Origin of the sequence: Flavobacterium oncorhynchi (assembly GCF_002217355.1) — a bacterium.
Classification (GTDB): domain Bacteria; phylum Bacteroidota; class Bacteroidia; order Flavobacteriales; family Flavobacteriaceae; genus Flavobacterium; species Flavobacterium oncorhynchi.
In genome coordinates, this window is the sequence record NZ_MUHA01000019.1 from 60367 (window position 1) to 85942 (window position 25576).

Genomic DNA, 25576 nt, shown 5'->3' on the forward strand with positions numbered 1-25576 from the left:
TTGCGTGCTTTGCGGTTAAATATCAAGCTTTTTTACATTCAATCTTTAAATTATCTAATTAATGTCAAACTCATCAAACCAATCACAACATCATTTGCAATAGTTTTCAAAGTCAGGTTTTTTAAAGTTTTATTTTTATCTAAAGGCAATTCTAAAATCGTTCCTGCGCCGCCGTCAACTCCGTAACTGCTAAATCCTTTTATGGTTTTAAAATCTTTAAAATCTCTAGAAATTTCTCCTGTTTTAAAATAAACTCTTGGCGGTCTTGGAGCATTGATTGTAAAGGCAAGTCCATCTATAAAATAATCTTGTTCGATTGGCCACCAGTTTTCTGGATTTTTTAAAGGTAAAATTTCAGAAGTTCCATCAGTATACTCTATTTTGATTTCTCCGTTTACGATTCTGCTCTGCATTGGATTTGTAGTTCCTGCAAGCATAAAATAAGCATGTGAAGCTTTTCCGCTTAACGGAATATTGATACTTTCCGGGAAATTATCCCACATTGAAGTAAAGATTATATTTTTCTGATTTTCATCAGAAGGTGTTTGAAAAGGAACTCCGTTTGGAGTTGTAATTTTTCCTGTCTGCTTTGCTTTTTCACGTAAACCTTTATCATCAATTTGAACAGAAACGTTTGGATAACACCAATTTCCAATTCCTTGTTTTGGCAATTGTAAGGTTACCGTTTTAGGTCTTGGCGACAAATATTCATAATTGAATATATCAGTGACTTTTGCATTAAAAAAAGAGGATAATGATACCGTTTCTGTTCGCTGTGATTTGTCCAGCGGAATATCCCAATTAAAGTTTTTCTGATTTGATTCTTTAGGTTTTATGTTTAACCCAACAGGATACCACCATGATAATTCACCCTGTTTCATCTGAATAAAGAATGTTTTATTTCCCTCGCCATTTACAATTGACTGAAGTGTTCTTTCTTTTTTATCAACTTGACTTAAAACGCCTTGCGGATCATAAATTGAAACCATTTCTCCTTTTGCAATACTAATATTTAAAGCATCACCAGAATTGTATGAAGGCTTAGTATACATTTTTCTAAAAGTTCCGCCTTTCCAATTAATCACTACATCATAAACTTTATTATAAGGAACCTCAATGCTGATTTTTGGAATTCCAATGCTCTCCGGAATACCTTTCCAAGAGACATTCTTTCCATTCACACTAATACTTTCAACTCCGTCAAAAGGAGCATTTAATAGTAATTTCAAGCCCATTTTTGCAGTAAAATGGTTTTCAATATGATAGTTGTCTTTCTTATCTTTTCGACTAAAATCAATCAAAATATCAGGAATTTCTAAAGATGCGTTTTCCCATTTCTCAGGAAAACCGGGTTTTATGGTTAAAACTTCATTTACAGCATCCGGCTGAATCCCGAAAAGTCCTTCGACTAAAGTTCGAGAAGCCATTCCAATTGGATCAGCAAAATCACGGTATAATTCGCCTCGCATAGCATCTTGATACATAAGTTGTTCAAAACCGCCTGGAGAAGCGCCCAAATACATACTTTCGATCAAAGCACTTTCCCACATGGTGTACGCTTGTTCAGATTGTCCGCCTTGCCAGAATGCCAGCGAAGTATGCAATTGTTCTGCCAAAGCAACATTATTAGTTGACCATGTATAAGGCTGCCAGTTTGTAGTGCTTATAACATATAAATCCTTTTTATCCAATCCGTCTGCTGCAATTGGAATATGCGGAATTTGATTATTGACATAATCCAGCATTTGATAGCTCTCAAAAGGATTTGATAATTCTGAATCTATGGTGTGGTAAATGCTCCAAACTCCCGGTGAATCGTGCAATATTCTATTTCCTAAAGCATCTTTATATTCGGCAAAAATTCCCTTTTTCGGAATCCAAAGCTGATTGTTTGTCGCTTTTAGAATTTTATCTGCTTCTTTTTCAAAAGGAACGGCATCTATATTTAATTTTTTAGCCAATTCTGCCGCCATTTTATTCGCATAATAATTATAAGCCGAAGAATGAATCACGCCTCCTCCGCTGTATTGCAAAGCATCACTTGCCCAAATTGAAGCATAAGCATCGTAAAGTCCGTCATTGTCTGGATCAAAATTTCGTTTTTCCCATTTTAAATGTCGTTCAATTGTCGGCCACATTTCTTTTAAGAAAGCCATATCACCTGTCCATTTAAAATGACGAAACATCTGATCGAAGAAAACCAGATTCATATCATAATGATGCGCCACGTTATTCTTATTCGGACTTCGGCTGATATAACCGCTGCTGAACATTGAAGTTCCTATTTCTTCTTTCTGACGTGCCAGATTTTTTTCTTCATCAAACACAACCGGACCACTTTCAGGCGATATTACCTGCGAATTACTATAACTTGTAAAATGCGTTTTTGCTCTATCGTGCCATCCTAAAGGATCTGCCGTGTAAGCTCCGCGCCAAGCATTTAAATACATTCTCCAGGCAATGGCACCGTGAAGATAGGCTGGACTTTCCCAAATTCCGTCAGAAGCAATAGCAAGTGCTGAACCTAATGTATTAATATAATTATCAGGTGTTTTTACTTTAATTCGATTGGCTAAAAGATGCGTTGCTGTAACCGATTTTTCATAAAGTTCGGCAATCGTTTTCTGTGTATAATTTACTTTTGAAACTTCGGGAACAAAAAGCCAATAGCTTCCTTTATCGGAAATAGAACTTACTTTCCCGCTTATTAACGGCAATGCTTCAGACTTAGAATTAAAAAGCTCTAAAGGTCTATTCTGAACATTGGCATCTGCTAAACGAACATCAGAATTTGGAAAAAAGCCGGTAACACTTTTATTATTTCCTGTTTTCTGTTTGTTGCTTTCAGAACCATAATCCAAAAGGAAAGATTCCTTTTTCAGCGTATATTTATTATTGAGGCAGTAATTGGGCTGTAAATAAAAAACCGATTCCGGATCTGCGCCAATATCACCGTCACGACTGAACTTTTTTCCAGTCGCACCGCCATAAGCCCAAATTAAACTAGTCGTTTTAGACCATTTTTCACTATATAATTTTACAATAAAACCTTCACTATCTTTTAATGCAACAACATCAATAAACAATTTCCCTCCTTCTAAGATTGGATCTTCGATTGTGTATTGCATTGTTCCCAAAACATAACGTGTATCAATTTTCGCCGCCTCGGTAATCCATTTGCTTTCTTTTCCGTTTGTTAAACCTAATTTGAAATTACCGCCCATTCCAGGCATATACATAGCAAATTCTGGTAAATCTCCAGTTTCAACTCTAAATCCGGTGTTGGAACCATAAAGTGCACGATTAAATTTTCGGGTTCCATTTTTCAAAACAAAACTATTTCCTTCGGGTACGTAATGTAGTTTACGAATGGGCGCTTTTTCCTGACCAAAAACAATCATAGTTGAAGTCAGAAATAAGCCCGCTAAAGTGCAAATAGTACGTTTTTTAATTCCCATAAAACTCAAATAATTGATAATTCTTAAAATTTGAATAATAAAATTTATGCTCGTTTATTTTATTAATTCAATAATTGAGATGCAATTTCTTTGTTTTTTAGCGGGATACTATCCTGCACCTACCTGATTTTATAAATTTAAAAAATATATTAATTTTTAGAATTATCCAATATTTTTTAACATCATAGTACAGGATACAATATAAAAAAGGAACAAGTAGATTTGAAAGTACAATTTCTATTTATTGATTAAGTGAAAAGAAATAGAAATTGTAAAATGACATTTTAAACGGATTAAACTATACTTAATTTTAAAGTTCGACAAAATATTATGTTTTCAAATTATACGATCAAAATTCTATTTTTTATCTCGATTCACCTTTTTATTATTCAAACCTCTCAAGCACAAAAAACAGATTTAATTTACCTTTCGGGGAAAGATTTTGAACATCCTGTGCAATGGGATTTTTATTGTACTGATGGAAACAACAGCAAAGTCTGGTCTAAAATAAATGTACCTTCTCAATGGGAACTGGAAGGTTTTGGTGAATATACGTATGGACGCTGGTACAAGGAATTGAACCAAAAAGAGCCTAGTAAAGAAGAAGGTTTTTATAAATATGAATTTGAAATACCGTTAGATTATAGGAATAAAAATGTTCTAATCGCTTTTGGCGGTGCAATGACGGATACTGAAGTAAAAATCAACGGAAAAATTGCGGGTGCAATACATCAGGGTGGTTTTTATGAGTTTAAATATGATATTTCTTCTTTATTAAAGTTTGGTTCTAAAAACATACTGGAGGTCCATGTTTGGAAACATTCTGCCAACAAATCTGTGAACAATGCTGAACGAAGAGCGGATTGGTGGCTTTTTGGCGGTATTTATCGTCCAGTCTGGCTGGAAGTTTCTCCTAAAACCCATATTCAGAATATTGCTGTAAATCCGAAAATGGATGGTTCAATTACTGTTGATTTAAATTTACAAGATATTCCAAAAAACACGCTTTTAGAGGTTTCACTTTCTGGTAAAAATGGAGAAAATTTGCCTGCTTTTACTTTTCCGCTTAAAGCGAAAACTACAAAAGAAACCATCACAACAAAATGGAACAATATTAAACCATGGAATCCTGAAACACCTAATTTATACAATCTAAAACTGGTTTTAAAACAGAACGGAACTGTGGTTCATCAATACGATAAAAAGATTGGGTTTAGAACTTTAGAGTTTAAAAAGAAAGACGGCATTTATGTAAACGGCACCAAAATTATCATGAAAGGTATTAATCGCCATTCATTTTGGCCTGAAGGCGGAAGAAGTACAAGTAAACGTATCAGCGAACTAGACGTTAAACTAATTAAGGATATGAATATGAATGCCGTTCGCGGTCATTACCCGCCTGACGATCATTTTCTACAAGTCTGTGATTCGCTTGGACTTTTTGTTCTAAATGAATTGGCAGGCTGGCAAAATTCGTATGATACTGAAACGGGAACTAAATTGGTTAAAGAAATGGTGACACGCGATGTAAATCATCCATCAGTTATAATTTGGGATAACGGAAATGAAGGCGGCTGGAATTACAATGTTGATAAAGTGTTTACCGAAAATGATCCGCAAAAAAGAATTGTCATTCATCCGTGGGCCGATTTTGATGGTTGGGATACGCACCATTACCCAACTTATTTAACGGGAATGCATCGTTTTAATTCGGGTGAAAATGTATTTTTTCCAACTGAATTTATGCACGGAACTTACGATAACGGACATGGCGCGGCATTAGAAGATTTTTGGAATCGATACAAAGAAAGTCCGCTTTTTGCTGGAGGTTTTATGTGGGCAATGCTTGATGAAGCAGTAAAACGCTCGGATTGGAAAGGCGAACAAAAGTTTGATTCAAAAGGTTCTTTGGCTGCTGATGGAATTCTAGGACCTCATCGTGAAAAGGAAGGAAGTTATTTTTCGGTTAAAGAAATTTGGGCACCGATTCAATTTCAATCCAAACAAATTACGGATGCTTTTGATGGTGCTTTTTTAATAACGAATGATTATCTGTTCAGTAATTTGAATTCCTGTAAAATGGAATTTAAAGTTCTAAAGTCCGAAAATGATGTTCTATATACGAATAAAACAGCTCAGGAAATAAGTTCGGGAAAAATTGAAATTCCGAGTATTGAACCAGGAGAAACACGAAAGATAAAGTTTGATGTACCACAAAATTTCTATGAAGGTGATATTTTATCAATTACGGCTTTTGACCAATTTGAAAAGGAAATTTATACTTGGACGTGGCCCATTCACAAAGCTGCATTTTATGCTTCTAAATTTCTAGCGGTTCAAAATACAAAAGCAAAAGCTTCAGTTGCCAAAAGCGATTCTGAAATTACTTTAAAAGGAAATAACGTTACGGTAGTTATAAATACTTCGACAGGAGAACTTCAAAAAATCAGCAATAAAACTGTTGTGATTCCGCTTACGAATGGTCCACGCCCAATTGGAATGAAAGCGAAGTTAAAAGATATTCAGATTTCGCAAGAAGGTGAAAAAGCAGTCTGCATTGTGAATTATTCGGGCGGATTATCTTCAATAAAATGGATTATGGAAGCTGATGGAAGATTAAAAATGGAATTACTGGCTTTAAAAAATGCTTCTGGCGGAGAGGGTTTTGACGGTGCTTTTTTTGAAGATAAAATCAATGCTTTTGGTATTACGTTTAGTTTTCCTGAGAAGGAAGTTACTGGAATTAAATGGTTTGGACGAGGTCCGTATCGCGTTTGGAAAAACAGAATTAAAGGCACAACATTTGGTTTTTGGGAGAAGGAGTACAATAATACGATTACAGGAGAAAGCTTTGAAAACCTGATTTATCCAGAATTTAAAGGATATCATGCTAATGTATTGGGTGCCAATTTAAAAGCAGGAATCTCATCGTTTAAAGTTTTCAGCGAATCTGATAATTTGTTTCTAAGATTATTTACTCCTGATCTGCCTAAAAATGGTTTTTCGGGAAGTTACCCGCAGCCTGATTTTCCCGAAGGTGATATCTCGTTTATGTATGAAATTCCAGCGATGAGAGATTTTAAACCTTTAGAACAACAAGGCCCACAAAGCCAGCCGACAAACATCCGAATTAAAAAAGGCGACGATGGGATACGGATGGATTTGTGGTTTGATTTTAGATTTTAGATTTTAGATTTTAGATTTTCCTATAAAGGCTTCGACTTCGCTCAGCCTGACAAATAAAAACAGCTGTCACCCTGAGCGAAGTCGAAGGCTAATTTACTACTTACAACTCATAACTTATAATTGAAAAAACATGAAATCACTTAAGATATTTTTCATTTTCTCTTTGGCTGTATTATTCATCAATTTTACACCAAAACAAGACCATAAACCTACTCTTTTTACGGTGGGAGATTCTACTGTAAAAAACGGAAAAGGCAACGGCGCAGGCGGACTTTGGGGCTGGGGAGATTTTATTGGACAGTTTTTGGATACTACTAAAATTAAGATCGAGAATCATGCTCTAGGCGGAACAAGCAGTCGCACTTTTCAAGATAAAGGTTTATGGAATGTAGTTTTAAACAAACTTAAAAAAGGCGATTATGTACTTATTCAATTTGGACATAATGATGACGGACCTTTAAACGACAGTCTGCGTGCTCGAGGAACTATCAAAGGTATTGGTAGTGAAACTCAGGAAATTGATAATATTCTCACTAAAAAGCACGAAACGGTACACAGTTACGGCTGGTATATTCAGAAAATAATTCGTGAGGCTAAATCAAAAGGTGCTATTCCGATTGTTTGTTCACCAATTCCAAGGAATGACTGGAAAAACGGAAAAGTACCTCGAAATGATACTTCATATGGTTTATGGGCAAAGCAAATTGCGGAAAAGGAAAAAGTTACATTCATTAATTTGAATGAAAAAATGGCTCTTGAAATGGAAAAACTAGGCGAACAAAAAGTAACGGGAACTTATTTTTATAAAAGAGATCATACGCATACCTCCGCAAAAGGGGCTGTTTTATCAGCTTCGGTAATTATTGATGAAGTAAAACACAGTAAAAACTCCTTAAAAAGTTATGTTCTCGAAAACCCGAAAATTGTTCTTCCTGTAAAAAACAAAGTCTTTTTAATAGGCGATTCTACTATGGCAGATAATGGAAATCCAGATGCTGTTGGCTGGGGCGTTGCTTTTCCAAAATATTGCGATACCACTCGCATTGCCGTTATCAATAAAGCAAAAGGCGGTCGAAGCAGCAGAACTTTTGTCTCTGAAGGTCTTTGGGATAACGTGAAAAATCAGTTACAACCGGGTAATTTTATTTTAATTCAATTTGGTCATAATGATGCCGGTGCGGTTGATAAGGAAAAATTCAGAGGTTCTTTAAAAGGAATCGGCGATGAAACTCAGGAAGTAATTCGTCCTGACGGATCAAAGGAACTTGTACACACTTTTGGCTGGTATATGACAAAGTTTATTCGAGAAGCCAAAGAAAAAGGCGCAATTCCGATTGTTTTGAGTCTAACGCCAAGAAATGAATGGCCAAACGATAAAGTAGAACGCAGAACGGACACGTATATAAAATGGTCTAAAGAAATTGCAGAAAAAGAAAATGTTCTTTATATAGACTTGAGCGAAGCGGTAGCTAAAAAATATGAAACTCTAGGAAAAGAAAAAGTAAAAAGCTTTTTTCCAAAAGATCATACACATACAGGTGCAGAAGGCGCTGATTTAAATGCATTGACTGCTGCAGAATGTATTAAGAAAAGTTATGAGTTATGAGTTGTGAACAAGCCTTCGACTTCGCTCAAGCTGACAGCTGTTTTTCATTTATCAAGCTGAGCGGAGTCGAAGCCAACCTGAAACCTGAAACTTGAAACTTGAAACAAAAAAAAACCTCGTCAATTGACGAGGTTTTAGTTGTATTATTTTTTTGATTCTTCGATAGAAACTTTTCTGAACTCTTTCAAAAGTTTTTCGATTTCTAAAGTAGCTTTACGTGCTCTTGGTCCTGCAGCTTTGATACCTTTTTCAGTTAAAGATTCAGCTTCTGCTTTGAATGCGTCAATTTCGGCGTTGATTTTTACTAATAGATCTTTCATGCTTGTACTTATTAAATTAAGGCGCAAAAATAGAGGTTTGATTGATAGTTACAATAAATTTGCTGTTAAAATTATGATTGTTTTTTGTGCTTTAAATTAGCGTTAAAATCACATTTTATTTTTGTCAAAACTCACTCATTACAACAAACTATTAATCAGGTATTTACTAACAAATAAAAAAGACAATGCTCTTACAAGTGCTTCGAGATACTAGTTTAAAAAAACATTCAAACTTTAAAAAAAAGCTAAAATTCGTTCTGTTTTAGTTAAAAAAGGACAATCGCTTATTGAGGATATGAGTAAAAATTACTCTATTAACTGCTTATTCACATAGACATTCTTAAAACTCACCCCTTTTATTAAGCTTTTATCAATACTTGTTTTCGCTGCTTGAATGTTCAAATTCTCGAATGTAAAATTGGATAAACGAACGTTTGGATCATTTTCTACACCATAAAAGGTTTCGCATTTTAAATCAATATTTTTCAAGGTTACATTGTCTCCGTAAGATAATGGAACGTCTGGACGGCCTTTTAAATCAAAAAATTGTTTCCAGGCAAATATCGCCAGTCCAGTTTTGGCTTCTCCATTTATATCCTCCACTCTTATGTATTCATATCGCTGTGGTGTATCTGGTCTCATTTTAAGCCATAACATTCGTGAAGCTCCATCTATCTTACAATTTCTCATAATGACATTTCGATTGTGAATGGATTCACTTCCGTTTGTTAATGCGGAATGACAAAATCCAAAATTGGTATTTTCAATAATTATATTAGAATTTGGACCGTTGTTTTTATCCTGATCTGCATAAGGGCCTTTCCCGCCTTTTAAAGCTATTGCATCATCGTTTACCGACATATAACAACCTCGTATTAAGACATTACTGCAAATATCGATATCTATGGCGTCTGTGCTTGGTGCTTTAATTTCGATATGAGGTGAAAAAATATACAAATCAAGCAATTTTACATTATTGCATTTATAAAAATGATTGGTCCAAAAACCTGAGTTAATCAATTTTACATCCTGAAGTTGTACATTGTTTGAGTTCCACACAAAAACAAGTCTTGGTCTCGAAACTTCTAGATTGGTACACTTTGGGTTTATTTTTCGTCTTTCCCAAAAGGCTTCCCAGTATTTTTTACCATTTCCATTTATAGTTCCTTTTCCTGAAATCGAGAAATTGTCAACACCATACGCATTTACCAAAGCTGGAAAATAATCCAGGTTTTGCCCTTCCATTCTTGATGGCATTATTGGATAATCAGCAATATTATCTGAGCCTTTTAAAACTCCGCCTTCTGAAACATATAATGCTGTTTTTGGTTTAAAAAATAAGGCACCGCTTAAATAAACTCCTTTTGGAATAACAATTACTCCTCCTCCATTTGCAGCAGCTTTATCAATAACTTTCTGTATTGCAGCGGTCTGAATTTTGGTACTGTCTTTTCCAACATTAAAATCTGTAATAATGTATTGTTTACCTAAACTCTTTAATTGAATTTTAGAATAATCTTTAAACCAATTCGAAATTGGACTTCCGTCTGGGAATGTGTCATTAGTATAATTTTGCGAGAATGTGACTTGAGAAAAGCCAATAACGCAAAAAAGGATTCTTAAAATAGTTTTCATTTGGTTAGTTGTTAGTTTTGTAGTTATGTATCCCTGTTATTTTACCTCAACTTTAATTTTAGCCGATAACTGCTTTGCCAAAGTTGTTACATAAGAGGTAAAATAAGCTGAATCTTTAAAGTTTTTATCGGCACTGAGTTCCCAGCCGGCGATTGGGTAATAACTTACTTCTTGGTTATTTTTTACAGAAACTTTTATAAGGTATGAATCTGTTAACTGCCCCGTTTTTGGTGCTTCTATATATCCTTTATAAACATTTTTAGGAATTATTACAGCGGTTCCTAAAATCCATTGACGGTCGTAGGTTAATTTATCATGCTGAATAAAACATACAAAATCTCCTGCCTCAAGTACTTGCAAAGGGTTTTGATTGTTCAAATTAGAAAGCGTAATTAGCAATGTATCGTTTCCTTTTAAACCATTTACAGAAACTGTATTTTTATAACCATACATTCCCGGCCAGATTGAAGCTGTTTCTTCTGCCTGATATTTATTTCCTGATGCTTCCCAGTTTTGATATTTATAGTTTAGAACAGAATTTACAGGACCTTCACTCACAATTTTAAATGTTGTTTTTTCGATATTGTTTAGGGTATCATTGGCTAAAATTCCTAGTCTGTTTACTTTATTATCATTGGTCAACAGAGCGAAACCTCCTAATCCTGCTGAACTTCCGACAGGAAAAATATCTCTTCCCCAATCGTGCATAACGTGGTAATTGTCTTCAACTGCACCTTTGCTGTTTATTCCAACATCTTCTGGGGTAATTCCAGGTGTTTTTTTTCCGAAAACATCTTTGCAGTTTCTTCCATCTAAATAATGTCTAAAACCTACTTTATCATTTTCCCAAGTCGGGCCATCAGTTTGGTATTTTTGGTAACCGAGTTTTTTATGTACTTGATTGGCTAGTAAAACTTCTTGTGTATCTGGATGAACGGGCAGGTTTTTACCTTCTCTTTTTCCAAATCTAACACTTGTTCTTATGGTGAACTTTGAATCTTTATTTGACCAGCTTAAAACGGCTTTCTTCTCTTGGTTTGCGGCAAAATCAGTTACCAGAAACAATTCGTCCCATTTACCGTCACCATCTAAATCATTTACCTGAGCTGGAATTGTATCTTTTTTGTAAATTAAAATAGGGTACGTTCCAGATTCTTTATTTAGGAAAAGTTGGTTTCTTTTGATGGAAATGGCTTTTTGAGTCAGCTCTAAATTGGAAGTGTTTTTTAAAACAATTGTATTTCCATCTGTTTTTTTCTGTGCATTACTGCTTACAAAAACGAAGATCGATAATGCAATTGGTGCATAAAATTTTATTGTATTTTTCATTCTTATTATAACTTTTTAATTTAAAACAATTTACTCATTTAATCTAAATGGAAAACCTCTTTTAGTGTGTTTGTTTTTGGTGAATTGTCTGGATTTGTTTCCATAATATCAGCCATATAATTCCACCATTTTTTCATAAGAGGATGACTGGAAAGCTGTGAACGATCAAAATCTAAACTTAATTTTTGAACGCCAAAAAGTATTCCGCTTTCTTCATCTAAAAAAATAGAATAATCCTGAATGCCATTTTCAGACAATAAGGTTGTTAACTCCGTCCAAATAGCATCATGTCTTATTTTGTATTCGGTTTCAAAACCTTTTTTCAGTTGCATTGTAAAGGCATTTCTAACAATTTGATTTTCCATTTTTTCTCTGTTAAACTGTTTGATTTAAAATTTCATCTAAACGATTTTAAAAATAAACGCTGATGAAGTTTCATATTTTCCGCCTTGCGACGCCGTAAATAAATAAGTTGCTTTTCCGTTTTGAAATAATAATTGCGGGCGTTCTGCACGTCCGTATCGATTTAAATGTTTCGGAGCTTCTGGTTCTTTTACATATTTGCTTAATGGCTGATATGAAATTTGCGGATCACTCCAATGAATCCCATCTTTGGAGTCCATATAAAGTCCGTAATCCATTCCAAAAACCCCCATATCTCTCGCCAGCATTTTGAATTTTTTATTTTCATACCATACAAAAGCGTCTTCACATTGCTTATTATCTCCTAATTTTGAAAAATCAATCAATGGATTGTTTTTGTATTTTATATAAGGACCTGTCAAAGATTTAGAAATTGCCAATCCGTATTTTCTGTTTCCTTTGATTGGGAATTTTGGATGAACATAATTCTCTGTATCTAATGATTTGTAATAAAGCCAATATTCGCCGTTTGGATGTTTTAAAAAAGATGGATTTGTGGTTAGTAAATCATCCCAAGCACCTTGTTCTCCAGGCTGCAACAATGGTTTATCTGGCCGTTGCCAAGGACCATAAAGTGAATCTGAAGTTGCTAAACCAACTCGCTTTGTATCCATTTTTCCGTTCGAATTTCCCATGAAAAAAAGCGCATATTTTCCGTCTACAAAATGAATACTTGGATTATGGCAGGTTGTCGCATCCCAGAAACCTTCGCCTCTTGGCGCTAAAACGGTACTGACATATTCATAAGGTCCTTCTGGTTTATCGGCGACTGCGTGTGCAATTTCAGAACCGTTTATCCAGCCGCTCATACTTTTTGATTTTTTCCAACGAGAAAAGAAAACATGAACCTTGCCATCCGGCCCTTCAATTGGACTGTTACACCAAACATAATAATCTTCAAATTCTAAAGCACGCCCAACTGGTCGAAGTCTTTTCTCGAAATCTGAGAGTTTTGGATCGTCAAAAAAAACACTGGCTTCTGCCGAAAACGGAAGACACATCGCAATGGCAGCAAGAGAATTTCCAATTATAAATTGTCTTCTATTCATTTGACTTTTATTCAGATTTATATTTATGTCTTAAATATTCTCACGCAGATTGAGCAGATTTATTAAGTTCTATAAACTATGTTTCTGTGTGTTCAAAAAACGTTTTTACTTCTTTTCAGCTATTATCCATTCGTCTGTTCTAAAAGGAGAAGCGGGTAAGTTTTCATTGTTGAACAAATTAGATTCTGGAACGGCTTTCCAAGCAAATCGAACTGCAACAGGTTCTTTTACTTTAGGCGAAGTGACTATTATTGTTTTTCCTTCAATTTTTGCTTCGGCAGGATAAAAAACTTGGTCATTTCCTGCAATTTCAAATTCTTTCAAAGTATCTCCTGTTTTCTTTAATCCAGAATCGGCATAATCAAAAAACAATTGTACTTTTTGTTTCTTGATTTTCATATGATTAAAAATAGGCCCTGAATACACCAGTTTATTCTCTCCATACGTTTTAGCTCTTGCGATAAGGGCTAATCTATAACCAACTGTCTGTTTGTCTATTGGATGAATATTTTGTGCATCTCCAACATCCGTTGTAACAACCATTCCGCTGTTTGGTATTGTTTTTAAAGACATTAATTGAGCTTCTCTTATTTCTGCATTTTGTCCTTTATGCGGTGTTATCTGCACATAATAAAATGGAAATTCTCCCTGTTTCCATTCATCTCTCCAGCTTTTTACCATGGTTGGAAATAAATTTCGATACAAATAGGCTTTTCCTGAATTGCTTTCGCCTTGATACCAAATTGCTCCTTTTATCGTGTAGTTTACTAAAGGATGAAGCATAGCGTTGTACAAAACATACGAAGTTTTATTGGGTTCTTTTTTAGGCTTTTTTAATTGTGACTTTGGAGCATTTGCTGCGCTTGCAATTCGTTCGTTTGTAAGTGCTAAATAATATGCTTCCAGCTTTTCTTGATATACTTTTTCGTTTTTTGCATCTTCTTGCAAAATAGGCAGGAAAGCAACATCTTCTTCTAAAACATTTTGCGCTGTCCAAGCTTCGGCTTTGGTGCCGCCCCATGAAGTAGATATTAAACCGATTGGCACGTTTAGTTTTTGATACAAATCTCTTCCAAAGAAGTAGGCTACTGCCGAGAATGTTTTAATACTTTCAGGCGAACAGATTCTCCAGCTTCCTGTAACATCTTCGAGTGGTTTTACTGATGCATTGAGTGCAACTGTAAAAAGTCGGATATTAGGAAAAACAGCATTTTTTACTTCTTCTTCATAGTTTTTAACACCTGTTTTCCAAGTTCCTTCTTCTCTTCCAACAGGAAAAAACATATTTGACTGACCGGAACAAAGCCATACTTCGCCAATAAGAATGTTTTTCAGCGTAATTTTGTTAGAAGCTTCGATTGTTATATTGTATGCTGTTTCTCCTCCTTTTGGAGTATCAACTGTTGTTTTCCAATTTCCTTCGGCATCAGCAGTAACATTTACTGGAAGATTTGACCATCCTAATTGAATGTTTATTTTTTCATTTGGAGAAGCCCATCCCCATAAATTAACTTTTGCATTTTGCTGTAAAACCATATTATCGCTAACTAGAGCTGGAAGTTTTACCTGAGCTGAAAGTGAGAGTTTTGCACTCAAAACCAATAAAAGTAAAAGAATTTTATTTGGATTTTTCATCGTTATTTTTTTTATCTAAGTAACACTTTAAATTTAAATTAGCTGTTCTTTTTTTGCATCCTGTGCTTACCTGTTTTTTTTTTACACATAAAACCTAAAAAAGCTGTCTGAAAAAGACAGCTTTTTAAAAACAAAAAATATATAAAAAAAAATACTAATTACAAATATATTCCTGTTGGGTGCAATTTGTTAAAAAAATTAAACACATCGAAATATAGATTCTATCCTTAATAAAGAAGACAAAAAGAAACACATTTCCTTCACATAGCTATGTATGTGTATTTAAAATAAATGAAATGTCTTTTTTTTAAGCAACAAACCTATGTCTCTATGTGTTAGATAAATTTCGTCCAGTTGATTAATTACTAATCGTAACCTAAATTTTGATCATAAAGTCCTGGAACTGCTAGAAGTTCTTGTAACGGAATTGGATACAATAATGAGTTATTATCGATTGTTCGGATTTTATTCTCAGTATCTTCAGCAATTCTCCAAGCGTTCATAGTAGCCACTGCTTTTCCTGATCTAATTAAATCAAACCATCTTGTTCCTTCTGCAAAAAACTCTTTTCTTCTTTCTTCAAATAATTGATCTAGAGTAATATTTACTGCATTTGCAGGCACACCAGCTCTGGTTCTTACTCTATTAACAATAGCATCAACATCTGCTTGAGTACCGCCGCCGCCATGAAGCGTACATTCTGCCATAAGCATTAAAACATCGGTATAACGAGTGATCATAAAATCAACTCCCCAATCTTCACGTCCGTTTCCATATCTGGCAGGATCAATGTATTTTTTGAAAACCGGCAGGGTGTAACTTCCTTTATAAGTTCCAGAAGCTACAGTATAACTTGTAGCAATACCATAAAGTTGTCTTTTATCAGCGGCTGTAAACAATTTCATGAAACCAGCTGAAATTGGTCTTGCCTCTAAAGCTCCTTGTGCTGATAAATTTACAGAGGCAAAATAAGGTTCGTACCCTAACTCTACCATGAAGTTTCCACCTACAGGTGTCGAAATATTTTGTGTGTAAGAAATAGTCAATACGTTTTCTTTATTAGCGTTTCCTTCAGTTTTAAAAATTGGTTCATAATCTGTACCAAAAGCATATAAACCGCTCAACTTAATATCGTTTAACTGTTGATAGGCTTTGTCCCATTCATTTAAACCTAACATTGCACCGTCAATTCCGTAAGTTGGGCTTGAACGAGTCATATAAACAAGTCCTAAAAGTGCTTTTGCTCCATATTTTGTAACACGTCCGTAATTTGCATTATCATAAGAAGGAAGCAAATCAGGAATTGCCAATTCTAAATCTGAAATAATTAGTTTATAAACATCTGCAACTGCAGTTCTTTTTATTTTTGAAGCTTCGCCGGCAGTCATTGTTCTGTCGATTAATGGCACACGTCCGAACCATCTTAACAAATCAAAATAACAAAATGCCCTAAGAAAACGTGCTTCGGCAGCCATTGCGGTTTTATCGGCTGGATTTGTAAAAATTACATCTCCTTTTTCTGCAATTTTTTCTAATAACTGATTTGCTTTATAGATTGCATTATAATTGGTAAGATATGCTTCTTTCACATAAGTATTTGAACTGATAGAAGTGTAAAAACTATTAATTCCTTCCCAATCTCTTGATGCTGTTGTTGTTGCCATCAAATTATCAGATCTGGTTTCACTTAAATTCATTACTCGGTTTGCATAACCATATACGGTTGCTCCGTGAAAAGCAACAGAATAAGTTGCATTTCTTGCCTGCACAAAATCACCAGGTGTTGCATAAAAATTTTCGATCGTGCCTTGCGATAAAGGCAGCTGAGTCAGCTCATCTGTACAAGATGATTGTGCGAACAACATTAACGCACCTGCTGCTATGAAGATATATTTTTTCATTTTCGTTTAATTAAAATTAATGTTTAGTCCGATAACTAATGATTTTGCCAAAGGCGCTCCACCGTAATCTACAGGTACAGAGAAATCACTATTTGAACTTGCTGAAGTATTTACTGCTTCTGGATTGAAACCAACTTTATATTTGTTCCAGTAGAACCAGTTTTCTCCTGTTACATATAATCTTGCATTATCAATTCTTGTAATCCCTTTTAAGGCTTGTCTTAAATTATATCCAATAGAAATACTTCTGATACTTACATAATCTGATTTGTACAACCAGTCAGAATTAGCTTGATATCCAAAAGAAGTTCTCCAGTTTCCTCTAACTGCAGGATCTACATTTAATGAATTTTCTACAGATCCCATTCCAGTACGGTCAATTGCACGACCCGTTAAACCATAAACCGTTCCTCCGTTTTGACCTTGAACTAAAACATTTAAATCTAAGTCTTTGTATTTAAAACTATTTGTGATTCCCCAAGTGTATTTTGGTGTTGGGTTTCCTAAATCAACACGATCTTCTGAATTGATTTTTTTATCTCCGTTCTGATCTATATATCTAGGATCTCCTAATACTAGTTTATTTCCTCCAATAGTTGTGCCTCCAGTATCAATATCAGCCTGTGTAACTACTCCATTTTGTTTTAATCCAAAAATGGTATACATTGGTTTTCCAACTTCTAGTTTAATAAATGGTACACCTCCGTCAAATGAGTTACTAATTTCAATTTTAGATTGATCTGGTCCTAATGCTACTACTTTATTTTCGTTGTGACTTATGTTTGCAGATGTTCTCCATTCAAAACTTGGTGTCTTAATATTTAATGAATTTAGCTCAAATTCCCAACCTTGATTTTGAACTTCTCCAATGTTTGTAAGGTAAGTAGGGAAACCTGAATCTCCAGGAACAGGAACTCTTAAAAGTAATTCGCTGTTGTTTTTTCTGTAAACTTCAAATGTTCCAGAAAGTCTGTTTTTGATAAATCCAAAATCTACTCCAAGATCTATACTTTTTGATTCTTCCCAATGCAAAGTAGGATTTGGAATTGAAGCTGCTCCTTGACCAATTGCTACTGCACCGCCTATTGAATAATTGAATGTTCCAAGCGTTGCATAAGATCCGTAGCTGCCAATATTATTGCTTCCGTTTGTACCCGCACTTGCTCTAAGTTTCAAATCGCTAAGCCAATTCACCTCTTTTAAAAATGATTCTTGCTTAATTCTCCATCCTAATGAAACGGAGTAAAAATCTCCCCATTTTCTGTCAGAACCAAATTTAGATGAACCGTCACGTCTAATACTTCCTGATAAAATATAACGTTCTTTAAAGTTGTATTGTAAACGTGCGAAGTAAGACAACAACGTACTTTTCTCTGCATTTGTAGAGCCGATTGATCCTGCTGGAAGCGTCTCTATACTTGAACTATTATAAAGTGCTCCTGAAGAAAGTGTTGATTTTGTTATTTCGTATGAGTTGAACGATTGTCCTAAAAGCACATTAAAACTATGGCTTCCGAAAGTTCTGTCATATGTTAACGTATTCTCATTAACGATATTTTGTCTTCTGTAAGTATTATAAGCTCCTCTAATACTCGCTATTACATCATTTGGCGTGTAGCTTTCAGTAGTATTATCAGAGTTATCAAAGTTAATAGTACTTTTTAAAGTAAAACTTTTAGCGAATTGATAACTTGCATATCCAGAAATTAAATTTCTATACATAGAGTTTCTTCCTGTTCTTGCTAAAGCGTTCAACATATTTGTTGTACTGCTTCCCCAGGCGTATCTTGTTGTATATTTTTCTCCAGCAGCATTCGAAGCGCTTTCAAAAACTGGCGTTGCAGTAAGTGCTTTAAACAAGGTATTATCTTTACCTTCAACTCCTGGATCATTTTTAATAGAATATGAAGGCGCTAAATTAATTCCCATTTTAAAGCTTTCTGATAGTTTCACGTCAACATTTGCTCTTGCTGAGAATAATGAATAATCTGTACCTACAATGTATCCCGTATTTTTTTGATAATTGGCAGATACATAATAATTTACAGCATCTGTAGCTCCAGAAGCAGATAATTGATAGTTATTGAATTCTCCTGTGCGGAAAACTTTATCCTGCCAATCGATATAATCTAATCCTGGATGTCCCGGAATATCCCATCTGTCATCGTACAAATAAGTATAATATCTTGTATTTGCTGTTGTAAGCGGTGCTGTTGGATTTTTTAAATTGTAAGCTGCAATACGTTCTGCATTTGATTGGCTTGCAGATGCTCCTGCTATTCCTGAACCTACCCATTGTGCATCAATCATTGTTTTAGCTCTGTCGATCCATCCTTGAGACGAAAGCATATCCACACGGTTAGCTTCTTTATTTACCCCGCCGTACATATTAAAAGTAAATTTTGTTTTACCTTTTTTACCTTTTTTAGTGGTAATAATCACAACCCCATTTGAAGCTCTCGAACCATAAATTGCAGCCGCTGCAGCATCTTTTAATACTTCGATGGAAGCCACATCATTTGGATTCATGTTGTCTAGCGGACTTCCGTTTGAGAATGATCCGTTACTGTTGCTTCCTTCGGTATAAATTGGAAATCCATCAACAACATACAAAGGCTCATTTCCAGCTGTGATCGAACCAGCTCCTCTAATTTCAATACTAAAAGGCTGTCCTGGCAATCCAGTAGTTTGTTTTACACGAACTCCCGCAACCTGACCAATCAAACCTTGGTCGATTCTCGAAATCGGACGTTCTGTAAAATTCTCTGTTTTAATTCCAGAAATCGCACCGGTAGTTAGTTTTTTCTTTTGTGTGCCGTAACCAATAACTACGACTTCATTCAGGCTTGAGCTCTCTGCATCTAGTGAAACATTATAGCTTGCTGCAGTGCCAATTTTTATTTCCTGCTTTACAAATCCCACAAACGAAAATACTAAAGTCTCTCCCGGAGCGGCATTAATACTGTATTTTCCATCAAAATCAGTACTTGTAGATCTATTCGTTCCCTTGACAATTACATTTACGCCGGGTATTGATAATTTGGCTGGGTCAGTAACGGTTCCTGTAACTGTTTTTCCTTGCGCATAACCTGATGAATACACTAGTACACATAAGGCTATAATCAGCAAAAGATTAAGCTTGTTTTTCATAAAAAGTTAAATTTGGTTAGGTAATTAGTTCAAACCAAATTTATTTAGAAGCGACTTTCACAGCATCCTGTAGTATCCTGTTAGCTTTCAATATATTACAAAATTTCATTAAGTTTACTTTAACAAAAAACAACTCAACTGCTTGATTTACAACCGATAATTACACACAAAACACACAAATACATTATACTAAATTTTAGTAAATTATTTTTTCACTATTCGTATTTTTTCACACAAATTAATATCAATTAAAAAACTTTATAACTTATTTGTTGATAATTTAATTTTTACAATATTCAATAAAAACAGGACGCAACAGGATAGCATTTTAATGGGTTGCTTATACTTTTACTTTTGTACAGAGAATTTTAAATATGTTTTTATGAATTCTGTTTTTACAAAAAATTAATAAATTTTAGTAACAGGTAAATCTTTTAGATCAATAATGAAACAACTTCAAACATTCTGCTTTATTACCTTATTTTTTATTTGTAATTACAACCTTTCTGCGCAGGACAGCAATACTCCACCGTGGCCTAAATCTACAAACATAAATCAGCCTTGGACACGCTGGTGGTGGATGGGAAGTGCTGTTGATAAGCCAAATTTAAAAAAGACTTTAATAGATTTTAATAAAGCAGGAATTGGCGGTGTAGAAATCACTCCTATCTATGGTGTAAAAGGAGAAGAAAGTAATTATATAGATTATCTTTCTCCAAAGTGGATGGAAATGCTGGATTACACTATTCAGACCGCTGACAGCCTGAAAATGCAGGTCGATATGGTTTTAGGCACTGGATGGCCTTATGGCGGATCACATGTTACTCTGCCATATGCTGCAACTAAACTTATTGTTGAAAAATATCCGCTTAAAAAAAATGAAACTTTCGATCGAAACATAACGCTTGACAGCAGTAAAGAAAAAACTCCTGCTGAACTTTTATATGTTGTAGCTTACGGAAGCGACGGCTCTTATATAAATTTAACAGACAATCTCGAAAAAAACAAAGCAGCTTCAAAAGATAAAGGAATTGAGGGATCTGCAATTAAGCTTCCAAATAAAATGGAACCAAACCGATTAAACTGGAAAGCCAAACAAACCAATTATACCATTTATGCTATATTTAGCGGTAAAACAGGACAACAGGTAAAAAGAGCCGCTCCTGGAGGAAAAGGCTATACTTTAGATCATTATTCAGCAGAAGCTTTAAATGCCTATGTAATTCCTTTTAACAATGCTTTTAAGGGGCGAGAAGGAAAAATAAGAGCTGTTTTTAATGACAGTTTTGAAGTTTACGGAACCGATTTTACACCTAATTTCTTTGAAGAATTTCAAAAATTAAGAGGTTACGATTTAAAAAAACAGCTTTCGATTTTACTGAATGAAACTGATAATGAAATTGGAAATCGAATTAGAAGCGATTATCGTCAGACTATTGCTGATTTATTACTCAATAAGTTTGATAAATCATGGACAAACTGGGCGCACTCAAAAAATTTTAAAACAAAACTGCAGGCACATGGTTCACCAGGTAATTTAATAGATTTGTACGCATCTGCTGATATTCCAGAATGCGAAACTTTTGGCTCTATGCCATTTGATATTCCGGGTTTTCGACGTGAGAAAGAAGATATTCGTGAAGGTGATGCTGATCCAGTAATGCTAAAATTTGCATCGTCGGCAGCACATATTTCAGGGAAAAATTTAGTCTCTTCTGAAACTTTCACGTGGCTGAGAGAACATTTTAAAACCGCACTTTCACAATGCAAACCCGAAGCCGAAGATTTAATGCTAAATGGTGTTAATCATATTTTTCTTCATGGCTCTACTTACTCTCCAACTCGCGCTGCATGGCCGGGATGGGAATTTTATGCCTCTGTTAATTTTAATACTAATAATACAATTTGGGAAGATGCTCCCGCTTTGTTTTCCTATATTTCAAATTGCCAATCGATGCTTCAACAAGGAAAATCTGATAATGAAATCCTTCTTTATTGGCCCATATTTGATACTTGGGATAAATTTCAAAACGGAAATTTATTTTATCAATTCAAAATACACTCTTTATCAGAATGGCTGTACGGAACTTCTTTCTATGAAACTACAAAAAACCTGATGAAAAAAGGATATAGTGTTGATTTTATCTCGGATAATTTTATCACCGAAGCAACAGTTGCAAATGGGAATTTAATAGTTTCTGGAGTGCGCTATAAATCATTGATTATTCCATCTTGCAAAAAAATGCCGTTTGCAACCATGCAAAAACTAATCGAACTAAAAAAGGCTGGTGCAGTAATCCTATTTGAAGGTCTGCCGGAATCTGTTCCAGGTTTCAATGATTATAAAAAGCAAGAACAAAATCTTCAAAATCTTTTAACCTCAAATAAAAATAAAATTGAACCAGTTTCTGATGTTTTAAAAACTTTAGAAAACTTCAAAATTGAGCCTGAAAATCTTGTAAATACAGGACTAAAATTCATTCGACGAGATGTTGACGGTGAAAAAATTTATTATGTAGTAAATCACACTACAAAAATAATAGATGATTTTATTCCGCTGCAAATTGAAAATAAAGAAGTTGTTATTTTTGATCCTTTAACAAAAGCATACGGCAATGCTCAAGTTGACAAAAAGAACGGAATAACTTATGTTAAAATAAAAATAGAACCTGGGCAATCCTATTTTTTAAAGACGGAGAATACCGCTTCTCAAAAAAAATGGAAATATTATGAAAAGGTATCGCCACAAACCTCTTTAACAGGAACTTGGAAATTAACTTTTGAAAAAGGCGGGCCGCAATTACCACAAAGCACTACACTTACCAACTTAGAATCTTGGACAAAATTAAACTCTGAAGCCGAAGCTTTTTCAGGCACAGCTGCTTATGTGCTGCAATTTGAGAATCCAAACCCTAAAGTAAGTCATTGGAGTCTTGATCTTGGCGATGTTCGAGAAAGTGCCAAGGTGTGGATAAATAATGATTTTGTTGGTACTGCTTGGTCTGTTCCTTATAAATTGAACATTCAAAAACTAAAACCGGGTAAAAATATTTTGAAAATTGAAGTCACTAATCTTCCTGCAAACAGAATAAGAGATATGGAACTGAAAGGACAAGAATGGAAAATCTTCCATGAAATAAATATGGTTGACAAAGATTATAAAAAATTTGATGCAACAAAATGGAATCCAATGCCATCCGGACTTATAGGACCAGTAACACTGACACCTTTAAAAGAACTAAACTAACTATATAACTATCTATTAAAAAATGAAAAAACTACTCTTTCTTTCACTTCTATTTGTTTTCTCGCTGAGCAGCTTAAGCGCTCAAGAGTCGTTTGATAAAAAACAGGTACTGCAGCAAATGATACTTGCAAATGATTATTTTATGCAAAAATGGCCTGATACCGGAAAAACTATAATTACAAACAAAGAACGCCCAAGCAACATTTGGACTCGAGGGGTATATTACGAAGGATTAATGGCTCTGCATGAAATTTATCCTAAAGATTCATTTTATGATTATGCTTATGCATGGGCTGAATTTCATAAATGGGGATTTAATGGCGGTAACGTAACCCGAAACGCTGACAATTACTGCGCTGCACAAACTTATATCGATTTGTATAATTTAGAACCTGATTCTAAAAAGCTCAAAAATACAAAGGCAAACATTAATATGCTTTTAAACACTCCTCAGGTAAATGACTGGTCATGGATTGATGCTATTCAAATGGGAATGCCTGTTTTTGCAAAAATGGGAGTTTTAGAAAAAGACAATCGTTATTTTGAAAAAATGTATGAAATGTATATGTTCTCTAGAAACAAACATGGAGACAATGGTTTATTCAACCCAAAAGAAGGTTTATGGTGGCGTGATGCAGATTTTGATCCGCCCTACAAAGAACCAAATGAAAAAAACTGCTACTGGAGCCGTGGAAATGGATGGGTAATTGCAGCACTGGCAAAGGTTTTAACTATTATTCCAGAAAATGCTCCGCATAGAGATCAATATGTAAAAGATTTGAAGGTCATGGCGGCTGCACTAGTTCCCATACAAAGAGCAGACGGATTTTGGAATGTGAGTCTGCATGATCCAACAAATTTTGGAGAAAAAGAAACTTCCGGAACCGCACTATTTATTTACGGAATAGCATATGGAATAAATAACGGTGTTTTAAAAAGAGAAACTTATTTACCTGTAATTCAAAAAGCGTGGAAAGCCATAACGACTGAGAGTCTTCATGCAAATGGTTTTTTAGGTTATTTACAATCTACAGGGAAAGAACCTAAAGACGGTCAGCCATTATCGTATGATAAAATCCCTGATTTTGAAGATTACGGTTTAGGATGTTTTTTACTGGCAGGATCAGAAATTTATAAACTAAAATAATAAGAAACGGGCATATTAAAATATGCCCGTTTCTTTATTTCCTTTTCAAGATGCAGATTATGACATTTGAAATAAAGCCTTTTGAAAACTATTAAACTGCATCTGAGTAATACTTGGATTTGAAAATGCAATTTCTGGCAGTTTAGGCATCAAGTCTGATTTATTTTTGAAATACGCTTTTAAATCTCTAAATATTTCTGTTCTGCTTTTTGTAATATCAACTAAACAAAGATTTTTTATATCTTCTAGAAAAAACAGACCGCTCAAAAGACTCTTATTAGAGAAACAAATCATAACATTTGTACCTTTTTTATCTAATTTTAAAAAATCGATTAATTCTGATTTTTCATAAATAACAAAAATAGAACGATCAAAATCTTTCGATTTCTCTTCATTTTTTAATAAAAAAGAATCCTCTGAAAATTCAAATTCATCTTTGAATTTTCTTTTAAACATTTTTAAAAAAACTTTCTTATTATCACGCACTAAAACTCTCTCTTTCTTAATCATCTTTCTTAAAATTATCTATTAAATACTTTTTATATCCCGTGTAATTATACTTTTACAACATGAATTACATTGTTTTCTACAAATGAAATCAACTCGTCTATATTCCTTTCGTTAGTCTTTTTATTTGAAATAGAAATAATGTATCCATTTCGCTCTTTAAAATAGAGAAATAAAAACTTCTTCGTTAATATTGCTTTTTCAATTTTACTCCATTTATGTGTGAAATTGCCAAACGGCGAATAAATGTAAATGAAGTAGTCTGTAAAGCTGATTTTATACTTATTTTTAACCTTTTCAGATTGTAACTTTTTTGCCAGTCGAAAAATGATTTCACAAATTGAATTAACAAAAGAATATTGGATCATTAAAAAAATTATAATCAAAGCCAAGCTTCTAATTATCCATTCTACAAGATCATCTTGTATGTTTAAGTCAAGAAAAATCAAAATAAATAATACAACTCCAAAAAACAGTAAAATCCAATTTCTATAAATATTTTTAAAATACATTTCATTCAATTTTTGTATTTCAGAAACATTCAATTCAAATTGCAATGAAAAATTAGAAGTTTTCATACTTATAGAAATAAAATTTGCAAGCTGTATTTGTTTTCAACAAGCAAAATTATAACAAACTTCAAGGTGCACTTGACCACTTTAAGACATAATATTATCAAAATAAGACTTTAATTAAGTGAAAAATCAATTGTAAGAAACATTATACCATGAAAAATAAAATTTATCGTACAAAACAAGTTATAAAATAGCCTGTATAAGTTAAAAAAACATCATAATAAGTCATAATTAAAAACCATATTTATTTTATTTTCAAATAGTTAAAGAAATAACATATTTAATATCTCTACCTCAAAAAAATAATTACTTTTGCCGAAATCTCAAACTTAAAAAAAAACCTATTTCTTACAAAATGAAGTCTGAATTAACTGAAAAAACACTTAAGGAACGGGTTAAAGAACTAAC

The 25576-nt window shown here is 34.0% G+C and carries 15 protein-coding genes; 4 read left to right on the forward strand and 11 right to left on the reverse strand.

The annotated features are described in order from the left end of the window. Window positions 1-50 precede the first annotated feature (50 nt). A complete protein-coding gene (locus B0A75_RS13255; protein ID WP_089054757.1) occupies window positions 51-3458 on the reverse strand; it encodes a DUF4450 domain-containing protein in 3408 nt (1135 codons plus the stop codon). Window positions 3459-3788: 330 nt separating this feature from the next. On the opposite strand from B0A75_RS13255, the gene B0A75_RS13260 reads away from it, so the two are divergent. After that, the gene (locus B0A75_RS13260) at window positions 3789-6644 is read left to right on the forward strand and encodes a glycoside hydrolase family 2 protein (protein ID WP_208861269.1); all 2856 of its coding nucleotides are present in this window, start codon (window positions 3789-3791) and stop codon (window positions 6642-6644) included. 130 nt (window positions 6645-6774) lie between these two features. Beyond that, the gene (locus B0A75_RS13265) at window positions 6775-8250 is read left to right on the forward strand and encodes a rhamnogalacturonan acetylesterase (RefSeq protein WP_089054758.1); all 1476 of its coding nucleotides are present in this window, start codon (window positions 6775-6777) and stop codon (window positions 8248-8250) included. Window positions 8251-8393: 143 nt separating this feature from the next. On the opposite strand, the gene B0A75_RS13270 is transcribed toward B0A75_RS13265, so the two are convergent. The 8 genes from B0A75_RS13270 to B0A75_RS13305 all read right to left on the reverse strand — a co-directional run bounded on the left by B0A75_RS13270 (window position 8394) and on the right by B0A75_RS13305 (window position 19692). Beyond that, window positions 8394-8570 carry a histone H1 gene (locus B0A75_RS13270; protein WP_029272605.1) on the reverse strand — a complete coding sequence of 59 codons (177 nt, stop codon included), beginning with the start codon at window positions 8568-8570 and terminating at the stop codon, window positions 8394-8396. 306 nt (window positions 8571-8876) lie between these two features. Then, on the reverse strand, window positions 8877-10205 hold the full coding sequence (locus B0A75_RS13275) for a rhamnogalacturonidase (protein WP_089054759.1): 1329 nt from the start codon (window positions 10203-10205) through the stop codon (window positions 8877-8879). 36 nt (window positions 10206-10241) lie between these two features. Next, complete coding sequence (locus B0A75_RS13280; protein WP_089054760.1) at window positions 10242-11534, reverse strand: DUF4861 domain-containing protein; 1293 nt, start codon at window positions 11532-11534, stop codon at window positions 10242-10244. A 38-nt stretch (window positions 11535-11572) separates the two neighbouring features. After that, window positions 11573-11899 (reverse strand): L-rhamnose mutarotase, encoded by a 327-nt coding sequence (gene rhaM, locus B0A75_RS13285; RefSeq protein ID WP_089054761.1) that lies wholly within the window; start codon window positions 11897-11899, stop codon window positions 11573-11575. 36 nt (window positions 11900-11935) lie between these two features. Next, on the reverse strand, window positions 11936-13006 hold the full coding sequence (locus B0A75_RS13290) for a glycoside hydrolase family protein (RefSeq protein WP_089054762.1): 1071 nt from the start codon (window positions 13004-13006) through the stop codon (window positions 11936-11938). A gap of 105 nt (window positions 13007-13111) precedes the next feature. Beyond that, window positions 13112-14641: a sialate O-acetylesterase gene (locus B0A75_RS13295; RefSeq protein ID WP_089054763.1), complete on the reverse strand. Its 1530-nt coding sequence runs from the start codon at window positions 14639-14641 to the stop codon at window positions 13112-13114. A gap of 365 nt (window positions 14642-15006) precedes the next feature. Further along, window positions 15007-16542, reverse strand: a complete 1536-nt coding sequence (locus B0A75_RS13300; RefSeq protein ID WP_089054764.1) for a RagB/SusD family nutrient uptake outer membrane protein — start codon at window positions 16540-16542, stop codon at window positions 15007-15009. 6 nt (window positions 16543-16548) lie between these two features. Beyond that, window positions 16549-19692, reverse strand: coding sequence for a SusC/RagA family TonB-linked outer membrane protein (locus tag B0A75_RS13305; RefSeq protein ID WP_089054765.1), 3144 nt, complete (start codon window positions 19690-19692; stop codon window positions 16549-16551). A 445-nt stretch (window positions 19693-20137) separates the two neighbouring features. Here B0A75_RS13305 and B0A75_RS13310 point away from each other — a divergent pair, with 445 nt between their 5' ends. Together B0A75_RS13310 and B0A75_RS13315 are read left to right on the forward strand one after the other, a co-directional pair. Beyond that, a complete protein-coding gene (locus B0A75_RS13310) occupies window positions 20138-22939 on the forward strand; it encodes a glycosyl hydrolase (RefSeq protein ID WP_089054766.1) in 2802 nt (933 codons plus the stop codon). A 22-nt stretch (window positions 22940-22961) separates the two neighbouring features. After that, window positions 22962-24086 (forward strand): glycoside hydrolase family 88/105 protein, encoded by a 1125-nt coding sequence (locus B0A75_RS13315; protein WP_089054767.1) that lies wholly within the window; start codon window positions 22962-22964, stop codon window positions 24084-24086. A 57-nt stretch (window positions 24087-24143) separates the two neighbouring features. On the opposite strand, the gene B0A75_RS13320 is transcribed toward B0A75_RS13315, so the two are convergent. Both B0A75_RS13320 and B0A75_RS13325 read right to left on the reverse strand, forming a co-directional pair. After that, window positions 24144-24542 carry a hypothetical protein gene (locus tag B0A75_RS13320; RefSeq protein WP_123872371.1) on the reverse strand — a complete coding sequence of 133 codons (399 nt, stop codon included), beginning with the start codon at window positions 24540-24542 and terminating at the stop codon, window positions 24144-24146. Window positions 24543-24640: 98 nt separating this feature from the next. Beyond that, window positions 24641-25171: a YcxB family protein gene (locus B0A75_RS13325; protein ID WP_089054769.1), complete on the reverse strand. Its 531-nt coding sequence runs from the start codon at window positions 25169-25171 to the stop codon at window positions 24641-24643. Window positions 25172-25576 lie beyond the last annotated feature (405 nt).

What these genes read in the sequence shown, in the direction of transcription:
- B0A75_RS13255 (WP_089054757.1), bottom strand. Translation starts at nt 3,458, where the DNA reads ATGGGAATTAAAAAACGTACTATTTGCACTTTAGCGGGCTTATTTCTG.
- B0A75_RS13260 (WP_208861269.1), top strand. Translation starts at nt 3,789, where the DNA reads ATGTTTTCAAATTATACGATCAAAATTCTATTTTTTATCTCGATTCAC.
- B0A75_RS13265 (WP_089054758.1), top strand. Translation starts at nt 6,775, where the DNA reads ATGAAATCACTTAAGATATTTTTCATTTTCTCTTTGGCTGTATTATTC.
- B0A75_RS13270 (WP_029272605.1), bottom strand. Translation starts at nt 8,570, where the DNA reads ATGAAAGATCTATTAGTAAAAATCAACGCCGAAATTGACGCATTCAAA.
- B0A75_RS13275 (WP_089054759.1), bottom strand. Translation starts at nt 10,205, where the DNA reads ATGAAAACTATTTTAAGAATCCTTTTTTGCGTTATTGGCTTTTCTCAA.
- B0A75_RS13280 (WP_089054760.1), bottom strand. Translation starts at nt 11,534, where the DNA reads ATGAAAAATACAATAAAATTTTATGCACCAATTGCATTATCGATCTTC.
- rhaM (WP_089054761.1), bottom strand. Translation starts at nt 11,899, where the DNA reads ATGGAAAATCAAATTGTTAGAAATGCCTTTACAATGCAACTGAAAAAA.
- B0A75_RS13290 (WP_089054762.1), bottom strand. Translation starts at nt 13,006, where the DNA reads ATGAATAGAAGACAATTTATAATTGGAAATTCTCTTGCTGCCATTGCG.
- B0A75_RS13295 (WP_089054763.1), bottom strand. Translation starts at nt 14,641, where the DNA reads ATGAAAAATCCAAATAAAATTCTTTTACTTTTATTGGTTTTGAGTGCA.
- B0A75_RS13300 (WP_089054764.1), bottom strand. Translation starts at nt 16,542, where the DNA reads ATGAAAAAATATATCTTCATAGCAGCAGGTGCGTTAATGTTGTTCGCA.
- B0A75_RS13305 (WP_089054765.1), bottom strand. Translation starts at nt 19,692, where the DNA reads ATGAAAAACAAGCTTAATCTTTTGCTGATTATAGCCTTATGTGTACTA.
- B0A75_RS13310 (WP_089054766.1), top strand. Translation starts at nt 20,138, where the DNA reads ATGAAACAACTTCAAACATTCTGCTTTATTACCTTATTTTTTATTTGT.
- B0A75_RS13315 (WP_089054767.1), top strand. Translation starts at nt 22,962, where the DNA reads ATGAAAAAACTACTCTTTCTTTCACTTCTATTTGTTTTCTCGCTGAGC.
- B0A75_RS13320 (WP_123872371.1), bottom strand. Translation starts at nt 24,542, where the DNA reads ATGTTTAAAAGAAAATTCAAAGATGAATTTGAATTTTCAGAGGATTCT.
- B0A75_RS13325 (WP_089054769.1), bottom strand. Translation starts at nt 25,171, where the DNA reads ATGAAAACTTCTAATTTTTCATTGCAATTTGAATTGAATGTTTCTGAA.